This window comes from Thiomonas sp. SCN 64-16, assembly GCF_001725585.1.
GTDB lineage: Bacteria > Pseudomonadota > Gammaproteobacteria > Burkholderiales > Burkholderiaceae_C > Thiomonas > Thiomonas arsenitoxydans.
On sequence record NZ_MEGQ01000033.1, the window covers coordinates 1 to 12,471 of the forward strand.

The 12,471-nt window shown below is 65.2% G+C and carries 13 protein-coding genes; all 13 read left to right on the forward strand.

From position 1 onward, the window contains the following. Positions 1 to 35 precede the first annotated feature (35 nt). The 13 genes from ABT24_RS10190 to ABT24_RS10250 all read left to right on the forward strand — a co-directional run bounded on the left by ABT24_RS10190 (position 36) and on the right by ABT24_RS10250 (position 12,330). Positions 36 to 488: a hypothetical protein gene (locus tag ABT24_RS10190; RefSeq protein WP_286737781.1), complete on the forward strand. Its 453-nt coding sequence runs from the start codon at positions 36 to 38 to the stop codon at positions 486 to 488. Positions 489 to 629: 141 nt separating this feature from the next. Next, on the forward strand, positions 630 to 2,561 hold the full coding sequence (locus ABT24_RS10195) for a type IV secretory system conjugative DNA transfer family protein (RefSeq protein ID WP_156054247.1): 1,932 nt from the start codon (positions 630 to 632) through the stop codon (positions 2,559 to 2,561). A 40-nt stretch (positions 2,562 to 2,601) separates the two neighbouring features. Continuing rightward, on the forward strand, positions 2,602 to 2,898 hold the full coding sequence (locus ABT24_RS10200) for a helix-turn-helix transcriptional regulator (RefSeq protein WP_013123562.1): 297 nt from the start codon (positions 2,602 to 2,604) through the stop codon (positions 2,896 to 2,898). Then, positions 2,876 to 4,234 (forward strand): type II toxin-antitoxin system HipA family toxin, encoded by a 1,359-nt coding sequence (locus tag ABT24_RS10205; protein ID WP_156054248.1) that lies wholly within the window; start codon positions 2,876 to 2,878, stop codon positions 4,232 to 4,234. The genes ABT24_RS10200 and ABT24_RS10205 overlap by 23 nt, the downstream gene beginning before the upstream one ends. A gap of 66 nt (positions 4,235 to 4,300) precedes the next feature. Next, on the forward strand, positions 4,301 to 4,882 hold the full coding sequence (locus tag ABT24_RS10210; protein WP_156054249.1) for a S26 family signal peptidase: 582 nt from the start codon (positions 4,301 to 4,303) through the stop codon (positions 4,880 to 4,882). Positions 4,883 to 4,962: 80 nt separating this feature from the next. Further along, on the forward strand, positions 4,963 to 5,316 hold the full coding sequence (locus tag ABT24_RS10215) for a TrbC/VirB2 family type IV secretion system protein (protein WP_013123559.1): 354 nt from the start codon (positions 4,963 to 4,965) through the stop codon (positions 5,314 to 5,316). A gap of 2 nt (positions 5,317 to 5,318) precedes the next feature. After that, on the forward strand, positions 5,319 to 5,513 hold the full coding sequence (locus ABT24_RS10220; protein WP_112487999.1) for a hypothetical protein: 195 nt from the start codon (positions 5,319 to 5,321) through the stop codon (positions 5,511 to 5,513). After that, entirely contained in the window at positions 5,510 to 5,809 is a 300-nt protein-coding gene (gene trbD, locus ABT24_RS10225) for a conjugal transfer protein TrbD (RefSeq protein WP_156054250.1), read from the forward strand. Before ABT24_RS10220 ends, trbD begins: the two co-directional genes overlap by 4 nt. Then, the gene (locus ABT24_RS10230) at positions 5,806 to 8,256 is read left to right on the forward strand and encodes a VirB4 family type IV secretion/conjugal transfer ATPase (RefSeq protein ID WP_156054251.1); all 2,451 of its coding nucleotides are present in this window, start codon (positions 5,806 to 5,808) and stop codon (positions 8,254 to 8,256) included. The genes trbD and ABT24_RS10230 overlap by 4 nt, the downstream gene beginning before the upstream one ends. Continuing rightward, positions 8,253 to 9,638 carry a hypothetical protein gene (locus ABT24_RS10235; RefSeq protein WP_156054252.1) on the forward strand — a complete coding sequence of 462 codons (1,386 nt, stop codon included), beginning with the start codon at positions 8,253 to 8,255 and terminating at the stop codon, positions 9,636 to 9,638. The genes ABT24_RS10230 and ABT24_RS10235 overlap by 4 nt, the downstream gene beginning before the upstream one ends. Positions 9,639 to 9,662: 24 nt before the next feature. Further along, positions 9,663 to 10,361 (forward strand): P-type conjugative transfer protein TrbJ, encoded by a 699-nt coding sequence (gene trbJ, locus ABT24_RS10240; protein ID WP_112488003.1) that lies wholly within the window; start codon positions 9,663 to 9,665, stop codon positions 10,359 to 10,361. A 9-nt stretch (positions 10,362 to 10,370) separates the two neighbouring features. Beyond that, positions 10,371 to 12,086, forward strand: coding sequence for a P-type conjugative transfer protein TrbL (gene trbL, locus ABT24_RS10245; protein ID WP_172979023.1), 1,716 nt, complete (start codon positions 10,371 to 10,373; stop codon positions 12,084 to 12,086). A 1-nt stretch (position 12,087) separates the two neighbouring features. Next, positions 12,088 to 12,330 (forward strand): hypothetical protein, encoded by a 243-nt coding sequence (locus ABT24_RS10250; protein ID WP_112488005.1) that lies wholly within the window; start codon positions 12,088 to 12,090, stop codon positions 12,328 to 12,330. Positions 12,331 to 12,471 lie beyond the last annotated feature (141 nt).

A 12,471-nucleotide genomic window follows, 5' to 3' on the forward strand; every position in this document is an offset into this window, starting at 1 on the left:
TTGCAGTGGGCATTCTCACTGAAGAACAGAAAAAGATGCTCGCCAAGGAAGACCGCAAGGCGACCGAGCACCAGGTGATGACTGAAAGCAGCCCCTACGAGCAGGCCGTCCAGAACTTCGTCACGAATGGCGGCAAGGAAACGGATGCGCGCCGCATCCTTGACAGCGAACTGGCGGGTGATGTGTCGGCGAAAGCGCTGGCCGACGCACTTGCCTTCCATTGCTTTGCAAACGCCGTGGAAGCCGACGATCTTGCAGTGGGCATTCTCACTGAAGAACAGAAAAAGATGCTCGCCAAGGAAGACCGCAAGTCATCTGAGTATCAGATGACAAAGCAGGCGGAGCGGGCGGCAGGCCATGACAAGCCAAACGCCGCCGACCCTGCTGCCGACAAATCCCCCGAACCGCCCGAGGCCGACAAACCCGAACGCCCGGCCCGCCCCCGCCTGCGCCAGTCCCACCGCAAGGCCGCGGCGATGGAACGCTGAACCCAGCAGCCCAGCGGCAGGTGGCGCAAAACAACCGCAGCGCGCGACCGGATTCATTCCCCCTGTTGGCGATCCTTGCCGGGGCGCGCGCCGACTGGCCCACGTCACGGGCCGCCCCCAACCCTCCAAGGCAACACGACCATGACCGCCGCATCCGAAGCCATCTACCACATCCCCAAAGCGCAGAAAGACATCACACGCTTCGTCTGGACGGGCCTGGGCCTGTTCATCATGATCGTCCTGCTGTCCACCTGGGCCGCCACCGAATACGCCGCCTGGGGTTTCGGTTTCACCCCGGCGCTGGGCGCGCCCATGATCCCGCCGTGGCTCTACGCCCCCTACGACATCCTGATCTGGACCTTCAAATACAACCGCATCGAGTACGGCCAAGCCGTGCTGGACATCCTGGAACGCGCCCACCTCATCATGGGTGTGGGCGGTTTCCTCTCCCTGGTGCTGCCCGTGGGCATTGCCTATCGGCGCTCACGCAAGGCCGACGCCGAGCGCAACGATCTGCATGGATCGGCCCATTGGGCCGCCGCCCCCGAAGTGGCTGCAGCGGCCATCCTGCCCGACGACAAAAACAAGGGCGGGGTGCTGTTTGGCGCCTGGAACGACGGCCAGCAGGTGCGCTACCTGCGGCACAAAGGGCCGGAACACATGATGGTGTTCGCGCCCACCCGATCCGGCAAGGGGGTGGGCATCGTCATCCCCACCTTGCTGAACTGGGATCAATCCGTCCTGGTGCACGACATCAAAGGTGAGAACTGGGCGCTGACCAGCGGCTTTCGCGAGAAGGTGCTGGGGCATCGCGCCATCAAGTTCGACCCGACATCCCCCGACTCCGCCCGATTCAACCCCCTGCAGGAAATCCGCATGGACGGCAACCTGGTCAAGGACGTGCAGAACATCGCCACCATGATCGTCGATCCCGACGGCAAGGGATTGAACGACCACTGGGCCAAGACCGGCTTCGATCTCATGACCGGGGTGGTGCTGTTCGTCCTGCTCTATTGGGACGGCAAAGGCCCGGACGCCCGCTTGCGCTGCCTGCACACCGTGCAGGCCATCCTCTCTGACGGCGGCCCGATCCGCGAGATCGCCAAAGAAGCAGCCGAGCGCAACCAGGCCGAAGACGCTGAGCCGATGGAAGGCTCGCAGGCCGTGATGACCTATATCCGCGATGTCGCCCTGGAAAAAGGCGCGCAGAGCGCCGACCCGCACGCCCGCACCGGCTGGGCCGCCGTGGCGCAGGCCAGCCAGTCCTTTCTGAACAAGGCGCCGAACGAAGCCTCGGGCGTGCTGTCCACCGCGCTGTCCTTTCTCTCGCTCTACCGCGATCCCATCGTCGCCGACAACACCCGCGTCTCCGACTTCACCCTGGAAAGCATCATGGGCGGCGCCGACGTGGACGGCAAGCCCGAAACCAGGAAGACGGCGCTGTATCTTGTGGTGCCCCCCAGCGACAAGGACCGCCTCAAGCCCCTGCTGCGTCTGGTCATCAATCAGGTGGTGCGGCGGCTGACCGAAGGCATGGACTTCGACGTCGGCGGGGCGAGCAAGAGCCGCTACCCGCACAAACTCCTGCTGCTGCTCGACGAATTCCCCAGCCTGGGCAAACTCGACATCTTCCAGGAGGCGCTGGCCTTCATCGCGGGCTACGGCCTCAAGGCGCTGCTCATCGTGCAGGACTTGAGCCAGCTCTTTGCCGCCTACGGCAAGGATGAGTCCATCATCAGCAACTGCCACATCCGCGTGGCCTACGCCCCGAACAAGATCGAGACGGCCGAGCTGCTCTCCAAGATGGCCGGTCAGGCTACTGTCAGTCACACCCAGCGGCAATACAGCGGCAACCGGCTGGCCGTGGTGCTGCAGAACGTCAACACCAACGAGCAGATCGTGCAGCGCCCGCTGCTCACCCCCGACGAGTGCATGCGCCTGCCGCCCGACGATGAACTGGTCTTCGTCGCAGGGCATGCCCCCGTCTACTGCCAGAAGATCAAGTATTACCAGGACGCGGCGCTGGCTGAGCGCATCAAGCTCGGGGCAGCGGCGAGCACGGGCAGGCAATGAAAGTCCAATAAAATGGACAAAATAAAAGAAATACAGCAAAATGTCCAATATGAAGGACATCAAAGACCCTATGCTTCCTGCGCTCAACGCCCAGGAGCTTGGGCATGCCCTGCGCGCAGAGCGCAAGACGCGCGGCCTGAGCCAGGCGGCGCTTGCGCAAACCATCGGCAGAAAGCGCCAGACCATCGTCGCCCTGGAGGCTGGGCGCAACGTCAGCCTCTATACGCTCTTTGCCGCACTGGCCGCCCTGGGCAAGGGGTTGCTGATCCAGGACGCCCGGCTCGACCCGGCTCGGCTGCAGGAGCTGTTCCCCGATGATGAAGATCAAGGAACTTGAAGTCTCCACCCCACAGGGGATGGCGGGGCCACTGCGCCGCGAGTCGCAGTACGTCTTCAACTACGGCCGCGGCGTCGATCCCTCCTGCGAGATTTCTCTGACCATGCCGCTGCGTGCGCAGAGCTATGCCGGGAACGTGTTGCCGCCCATTTTCACGATGAACCGGCCCGAGGGCTGGCTGGCGCAGGAACTCGTGCGCCGCATGGCCAGGCTCGGCCCGATGGACGACATGCGCCTGCTGGCCATCACCGGCGCGCATCAGATCGGCAGGCTGAATTTCAAAGAGCCCGGCCAGACTGACAGCAGGCGCCAGGCCCGGATCGGGCTGCGCGGGATTCTGTCCGCCGGATCGTCTGCGGAAGTCTTCGCCTTTCTGGTCGATCAATACATCGATTCCGGGATTTCCGGTGTCCAGCCCAAGATCATGGCTCCCGATGCCGACCGACTGCCGCTCCCGGCCGACCGAACGACCGCCAGCGTGGCCGATCTGATCGTCAAGTCAGGCGGCGCGCAATATCCCGATCTGGCCGTCAACGAATTTCTCTGCATGAGCGCTGCGCGTCACGCCGGCCTGACCGTCCCGGACTTCTGGTTGTCCAACGACCGTCAGCTCTTCGTCATGAAGCGCTTTGACATCACACCAGAGGGCAGCCGACTGGGTTTTGAGGACATGGCCGTGCTCATGGGCAAGTCAGCCGACCCCTATGGCCGCTACAAATACGAGGGCAGTTACGAGAACATCGCCCGCGCGCTGCATCTGTATTGCGCCGCCGAGACGCCCCCGTCCCTGGGTCGGCTGTTCGAGAGCGTGGCCCTGTCCATGATGGTGCGCAACGGCGATGCGCACCTCAAGAACTTCGGCGTGCTGTATGACCATCCGCACGCCCTGCAGCCGCCCCGGCTTGCGCCCGTCTACGACGTGGTGACGACCACGGCCTACAGCTACGCCGATACCCGCACTGGAAGAGAACTGACCGACCGCACCCTGGCGCTCAAACTCGCAGGGTCGAAGTCCTACCCCTCCCGCGAGGAACTGATGAATTTCGGGCGGGTGAGTTGCAACGTCAGTCGCCCTGGTGAAGTCGTCGAGCGCATCGCCGAGGGCATGACGCGGGCGCTTCAAGAGCACGGCGAGCTGCTGTCCCGCCCCATGCGGGACCTCATTCACCGGGAGTGGGATGCAGGAAGGATGAGCTACGCGCCCATCGTGTCCAGGACGGCGCAGTCCCTCTCCCCAATCGAGAGTGGAACCCAAGCAGCACCCGCCGATGACAGTGGTACGAAGGCGCAACCCGCCCACCGCCGAAGGAGCACGCGCCGCGACCTGAACCGCTGAGCTTCCCGGCCCCACCCCGCAGAGTCAGGGCAATCACCGCGCGCATCCGCGCGGCAGGAGCCCTGAATGAGCATCCCCTACGCCATCGAACAGGCGATCACCCGCCAGCGCATGCCGCGTTGGAATCGCCTGCTCATTCCCATCGCGGCGCTGGCCGCGACCGCCCTGACCATCAACGTCCTGTGGTGGTGCGGCTGGCGGGTCAACTGGACTGAGAGCGAGCCGCTTGGCCTCTACCGCCTGCTGCCCGTCACGGCAGACTCGCGCATCGTCCGCGGCGAACGCGCCGAGTTCTGTCCTCCCACCACCGTGACGCCGCAGGCCTTTCCCTTCTACATGAAGGGCGACTGTCCTGGCGGCGGCATGCCGATGTTCAAACAGATTGTCGGTCTGCCCGGCGACCGCATCACCGTCACCCCGCAAGCCGTGACCGTCAACGGCAAGGCGCTTGCCCACAGCGGCCAGCTTCCCGGCTCCCCGAGTTTTCCACGGGTGCATCTCCCGTACCAGCACGGCACATTCACCCTAGGCCCCGATCAGTTCTGGGTGTATGGCAGCGGCGCGCGCCCCGCGCTGGCCGCCCAGAGCTTCGACAGCCGCTACTGGGGGCCGATCACCCGAAATGACATTCGCCGCATCACCCGCTGATGCAGTTGTCCCCGCCCCGCAGAGTCAGGGCAGGGCGCCAACGTCTGGCGCCCTTCCTTCCCAACCTGAAAGGTCTCCTCATGAAACGTCTCAAACTGCTTTCCATCCATCACCGCCTGCGCGCCGCCGTCGTGCGCCGCCTGGTTCTGGCCTCCGCCGTATTCGCCGCCACCATGGCCGACGCTTTCGCCACCGGCGCCGGCGGCCTGCCGTGGGACAGTGCGGTCAGCACCCTGCAGAACGACCTGACCGGCCCGGTGGCCACGGCCATCAGCGTCATCGCCTTTCTGGCTGCGGGCGCCGCCCTGGTGTTCGGCGAAGAACTCGGCGGCATCGCCAAGAAAGCGCTGTATGTGGTGCTCGGCGTGGCGTTCATCGTTCTGGGCAACAAATTCCTCCAGGTGCTCGGACTGACCGGCGCCCTGGTGTTCTGAACATGATGCATCCCGCCCTCTCACAGGCCGGGCAAGGCGGGGAGGCGACTCCCCGCCCCGCGCTGCCCGAAGTCCTGATCGCCGTCGTGCAGGCCCTGGTCGAGCAGGGCTGGGAGCTGCCGCAGATTGTGGCGGCGCTGCGCCATACGGCCGACCTCACCGAATTCACTGACCGCGTGACCGGAGTTCCGCAATGAACGACACCCAAACCCCCATCCATGATTCGCTCAACCGCCCCATCCTGATGATGGGCGGCGAACGCCAACTGGTGTTGCTGCTCGCCATCGTGGCCGGCATTTTCATCTTCTCGCTGGCCAAGCTCTGGGCCGCCGTCATCGGCGTCACGCTGTGGATGGTCGGCCAATGGGCGCTGTCCCGTGCCGCAGCCTACGACCCCATCCTGTCAAAAACCGGCGGCAGGCTGCTGAAGTACCGCCGCCACTACCCCGCGCAGGCCAGCCCCTTCGCCAAGGATCGGGAGGTGCGGTCATGATGGCGCTCAAGGAGTTCCGCTCGGCCGCCTACGGCCTGCCCGACCTGCTGCCCTGGGCGGCGCTGGTGGACAACGGCATCGTGCTGACCAAGAGCGGTGGCCTGATGGCGGCCTGGGAATATCACGGCCCCGATCTGGACTCTTCCACACAGGAAGAACTCGGCGCCATGTCCGCCCGGGTCAACGCGGCCCTGAGACTGGGGGACGGCTGGGTGCTGCATTGCGACGCCGTGCGCGCGCCCGCGCCGGGCTACGCCCCGCCCGGCGCATTCCCCGACCGCACCACCCGGCTGATCGACGACGCCCGCCGCAACAGCCACGAGCACAGCTTCGTGGGCTACCGCAGTCGCTTCATCCTCACCGTCACCTGGTTCCCCATGCCCGATGCCGCGAGCAAAACGGCCGATCTGTTCGTCGAGGGCCGGGTCAAGGCCACGGCCCACCGCAATCTGGAGCGCTTCAAGGAACAAATCCGGGAGATGGAATCCCGCCTCTCCACCCTGCTGACCATCCACCGTCTCAAAGACCGCATCGACCTGCGTACCGGCGCCATCGACAGCCCCCTTCTCGCGCACCTGGAACAGTGCGTCAGCCTGTTGCCGGATCATCGCCCCTTCCGTATGGCACAAGTGCCCATGTATCTGGACGCCGTGCTCGGCCAGCACGACTTCACCACCGGCTTCATCCCCCGCATCGGCCGCCGCAGCATGTCCTGCATCGCCCTGACCGGCCTGCCGCCGGAGAGCTTCCCCGGAATCCTGGACATGCTCTCAAGGCTGCCCGTGTCCTACCGCTGGAGCAGCCGCTTCATCTACCTCGATCCGGGGCAGGCCGAGAAGACGCTGAACAAATACCGCAGCAAGTGGGCGCAAAAGCGCAAGAGCATGATGAACCTGCTGCGCGAGAACGCCGGCGGCCAGGCTACTCACATCAACGCCGACGCGGACCGTATGGCGAACGACGCCGTGCAGGCGCTGGCCGAGGCCTCCAGCGGCATGGTGCTGTTCGGCTACTACACCAGCGTGCTGCTGCTCTCGCACGAAGACCCGGAAATCCTGGACGAGTCCACCCGGGAGATGGTCAAGCTCATCGAGAACCGCGGCTTCGGCGCCCGTGTGGAGGACGTGAACGCGGTCGAGGCCTATCTCGGCACGCTGCCCGGCAACACCGCCGCCAATGTGCGCCGCCCCATCATCCACACGCTCAACCTGGCCCACCTGCTGCCGCTGACCGCCGTCTGGGCCGGGCCAGAGCGCAACCCCTGTCCGTTCTATCCACCGAACAGCCCGCCGCTGCTGCAGGCCAAGACCGACGGCGGCACGCCCTTCACCCTCAGCCTGCACGCGGGCGATCTGGGTCATGCCGCCATCCTTGGGCCGACCGGCGCCGGAAAGAGCACCCTGCTCGCTCTCGTGGCGGCGCAGCAGTTCCGCTATCCCGGCGCGCAGGTCTTCGCCTTCGACAAAGGCTATTCCATGCTGCCGCTGTGCTGGGCGGCCGGCGGCGAGCACTACGACATCGCGGGCGAGCAGGGCGATCTGGCGTTCTGCCCCCTTGGCCGGGTGGATGAACCGAACGAGCGCGTCTGGGCCGCCGAATGGCTGGAGCAGTTGTGCGAGCTGCAGGGCCTCAAGATGTTGCCTCACCACCGCCAGGAACTGTTCCGCGCCATCACCCAGCTCGGCGCTTCCACAGACACAATGGCGCAGCGCACCCTGACCAACTTCCTTGTGCTGCTGCAGGATCAGAGCCTGCGCGAAGCCCTGCAGGCCTACACCCTGCGCGGCATGGCCGGCCATCTGCTCGACGCCGAGACCGACAGCCTGGGGCAGGACGTGTTCCAGGTCTTCGAGATGGAGCACCTGATGAACAAGGGCGACAAGCTCGTGCGGCCGGTGCTGACCTATCTGTTCCACCGCATCGAGCAGCGCTTCAAAGGCCAGCCCACGCTGCTGATCCTTGATGAAGCCTGGATCATGCTCAGCCATCCCGCCTTCAAGGCCAAGATCCGGGAATGGCTCAAAGTCTTGCGCAAGGCCAACACGGCAGTCGTGTTCGCCACCCAGTCGCTGACCGACCTGACGCGCTCGGGCATTGCCGACGTGATCTTCGAGTCCTGCCCGACCAAGATCTTTCTGCCCAACCCCGAGGCCGAGACCGAGAACATCAAACCGCTGTATGAGGCCGTCGGTCTCAACGCCCGGCAAATCCAGATTCTGGCCTTTGCCACCCCGAAGCGCCAGTACTACGTCATGCACCCGGACGGGCGCCGCCTGTTCGACCTCGGCCTGACCGGCCCCGAACTGGCCTTCGTCGGGGCCAGCGGCAAAACCGACATCGCGCGCATCCGTGAACTGCGCGACACCCTTGGCAATGCGTGGCCCGCCCAGTGGCTGCGCGAACGCGGCCAGTTTGATGCCGCACAACTGTGGGAGAGTTACCAATGAGAGCCTTCAAACCCGTCTTCCTCGCCGCCGCGCTCGCCACGGCAGCCACCTGCCATGCGCAGACCTTCCAGGCCACTGCTCCGGCGCCCGCGCCCGATCCCTCGGCACAGCAAAGCCTGAGCGCCGCCGTGAACGCCAACGGCAACGCGACCTACGACGCTGGCATGGCGTACTACAACCAGCAGGCCTATCAGGCCGCGGCCAACACCGCACAGGACATCTCCAATCAGGACGCCTCCAACTCGGGTGGCGGGGGGCGATATGGCTACGGCGACGCCTGGCAGCAGGCCGCCGATCAGGCCCAGACCGTCGCCAACGACAACCAGACGCAGGCCGACGACCAGATCCCGATCCAGAACCAGAACGAGACGACCCAAGCAAGCAGCCTGAACACCGCCCAGAATGGCGCGCAGCCCACGGCGCAAGCCAACAGCACGGCAGCACAGTCCGCCGCGCAGCAAGGCGCAAGCCAGTCGCTCGCTGACATCGGCCAGCAAACCAGCGTGCAACAAGGCCAGCCCACGGTGACGAACCACACCGGCGAATACCTGATCGCCGGGGCCGCGACGCAGGCGGCGATGAACGGACTCTCCGTCACCGGCTTCACCGCGAACAAGACGGCTTACCAGGACGCGCAGAATGCCGCGTCCTGCGGCAATCCCTGGTGCGCTGCGGGCTGGATGGCGGCCAATGCCGTCGAACAGAACATCGCCAACGGCGCCTATGCCGCGAACGTCGCCGCCGCACCGGTGCTGGGCACGGCGCTGAATGTCGCCGCCGCTGCCTCCGCGCTGAACAGCGCCAAGGGCACGCTACAACAGATTCAGTCCATGACCGGCGTGACGCAGGGCCAGACCGCAGGATCGACGAACACCCAGCAGGCGCTTGCGCAGACCACGACGCAGACCGGCGTGCAACAAGGGCAGTCCGCAACTGCGGTCAGTGCGGACACGTCCTACACCAGCGCGGCAGACGCCCAGCAGAACGCCTTGGGCGCAGCGGCCCAGCAGAACCAGAACGCCGCCGTCACCGCGGCGCAGGCCGGGTTGGCCGGACTGAGCGCAGAGTATTCGCGCAACGCCGCCAACCAGATCGCCAGCTACGACAACGCCCAGGCGCAGTCCACAGGCGATCCCACCTGGACGCAGGCTGCGGGTATCGCGCAAAACGAGGTGGACCAGCAGCAAGGCATTTATGACTACCAGCAGAACATCCAGAACCAGGCGATTGCCACCGGGAACACGACTGCGGCACAAGAGAACGCCCTGTCGCCCAGCATCGGCGGCACGCTCAACACCGCTGCGCAGAACGCCGCAGCGAATCAGTCCAGCACCACATTGCAGAACATCGGCGCGCAAACCGGCGTGCCGCAAGGCCAGTAACCCTCACCTCGCAGGAGAACCCTCATGAACCTGAAAAAGTCCACCCTCGCCCTCGCCGCGATCGCCGCCCTCGCCAGCACGCCCGCCCATGCGACCGGCATGATTGCTGGTGCGACCTTCCCTGAACAGATCGTGCAGGAACTGACCCTGGTCGAGCAGTACGCCACGCAGGCGCAGCAGCTACAAGCGCAGTTCCAGCAGGTCTACAACCAGGCCGTGAACATGCAGAACATCCCGGCGCAGCTCTGGCCAAACATCAGTGGCCAGTTGCAGAATCTGGTCAACCTGGTCGGCAATGCCAAAGGCTTGTCGTATGCCGCGGCGAACACCGTATCGGCGGTGCAAACCCAATTCGGCCAACCCAGTGCAGTGCTGAGCAACTACAACGCCAGCCTGCAGACATGGACGGGAAACCTGGACAGCCAGATTGCCGATGTGCTCAAGCAATATGGCCTGAATGCATCGAACTTCCAGACCACGCAATCGGCGCTCGCCAGCATCCAGGCCCAGAGCCAGTCGGCAGGCGGCCGCAAAGCCGTCATGCAGGCTGGCAATCAGATTTCGGCGTTGATGGTCAACCAGATGCAAGGCTTGCAATCCGACATTCAGGCCGGCAACCAGGCCATGCTGAACTACATGGCGATGCAGGCGCATACGCAGGTGAACCAGTCCAACAGCGTGACGCCCATCCTGACCGCGCCCACCGGGCCCGGTGCATTCTGAGGAGCGATGATGCGAACCGTCACCGCCGCAACGTCGCGCCATGCCCTCATGAGAAAACGCAGGGCCGCCCCAAGTTTTCTCATCCCCCTTGGGGGGCCTGACGCGAACGCGGCAGGTCTGGGGGGCCTCTCAATCCGCGTGCAATGGGCCGCCACCGGGCTGATACTCCTGCTTGTGGTGGCGGCCACCGCCCACGCCGCCCCGGCGCCCACCCCGACGGGTGGCCCAGGGGGGCAGGGCTACCTCGACACCATCAGCTCGCAGTTTCAAGCCGCGACCACCGGCTGGATGACCACCGCACAGGGCTATGCCTTCAAGATTTTTACGGCGCTGGCCGCCATGGATCTGTCCTGGTGGGGCATCAAGCAGGTACTCAAGAAGAACGATCTGGCCGATTTCATCGCCGGGGCCACCCTGAAAATTGCCTCCATCGCCTTTTTCTACACCATCGTCAAGTACGCGCCGACATGGATGCCGCTCATCACATCGAGCTTCATGGACATGGGACAGGCCATCGGCGGTTCGAGCGCCGCAACAGCATCGCCGTCCGGTGTGATGTCGATGGCCTTCTCCGTGGTGCATCAGCTCTACGAGGTCTACGACAAGGCGCCGGGCGGTTTGTTGAACATCGGCACCAACCTGTTCCTGGCCATCATCATCGCCATCACCTCGCTGCTGGCCCTGATCGGCTTCGGCCTGGTCGCCCTGCAGCTATTGATGACGCTGATCGAGACCTATCTGGTCGGCGGCGCCGGCCTGGTGATGCTGGGCTTCACGGGCTCCAGCCTGACCAGCAGCTTCGGCGAGAAATACATCGGCTATCTGGTCAGCGTGGGCATCAAGCTGCTGATGATCTACGCCATCATCGGCCTCGGGCAGAACCTCATCAACAGCGAACTCGCCTACATCGCGCAATACACCGGAGGAAAGTCGCTGCCGCCCACCGATCTGCTGACGGTCGGCGTCAGCATGCTGATCTACGGGGTCATCGGCATGCAGGCGCCGGGCCTGGCGGGCAGCCTGATGAACGGGTCTCCGAATATGTCCCTGGGCAACGTCGCGGGCGGCGCTGCGGCGATCGCTGGCGGCATCGCCGCAGCGGGCGTGGCAGGGGCCGCAGGTTACGCCAGCGCCGCCAAAGGTCTCGACAGAATGGCAGGCCTGGTCGGGGCTGGGGCGGGTGGCGGCTCAGGCGCGGGCGGCGCGATTGCCGGCGCAGAAAAACTCGCCGCCCTCGGCCAGGCCACTGGCGCAGCGGGCAAACCCGCAGGCGACATGATGGGTTCCATCGGCGGCGGCGGGAAAGGGGGCGGTGCTTCCGCGCCCGCACCGTCCTCCGGCACACCTGCTGGATCGCTGGGCGGCGCGGGCAGCACGGGGGCCAATACCGCCCGCATGGGCCAAGCGGCTCAAGCGATGATGGAGGGCAAGGGGATCAGCGGCCCGTCGAGCACACCTCTGCGTCCCGCCGCGCCGTCCGCACCGCCGCAACCCTCGCCCGCACCGAGCGCACCGCCGAAAGGCCCCGTCGATGCACTGGGCGCACCCTCCGGCGAGAGTGGGTCTGCCGATCTGAGCAAGGCGGCGAGCAGCTCGGATCGAGAGCCGTTCGATGTGCTGAAAGACAACCTCGGCAAGCTGGCTGGCACCAAAGATGACATCGCCCGCCACGAGGGCGGTGGTGGCAGCGGCATCCAGATCCGCCTCGGCCACGTGGAGCACTGACATGGCCGACGACAAGCACCGCCTGCGCAGGCAGGTGTCCGATGAAATCGGTGCAGTTCTGTCCCGAGCGATTCAACGCGACCGCAGAAGCCTGGTGATCCTGCTGCTGCAGATCGTCAATGCCGTCTGGTTTGCCGTGCTGTGGGAACACGACTTCAAGCCGCCCGCAGCAACCGTCATTTGGTCGGTTTTCTTTGCCGCCTCGATGGCCGTGTCGATCGCGATCGAGAAACACCGGCCATAACGCGCGCCCATGGCGCGTGGTTGAGCAGGGCGCTCGCCGCGCCAATGGGTTGCGTTGGTGCAAAACACGGACGCGGGTTTCCCCTTCGGGGTCGCAATCAACAAGATGGGTAACCCGATCCTCGCGTCGCTTCGTGTGGTT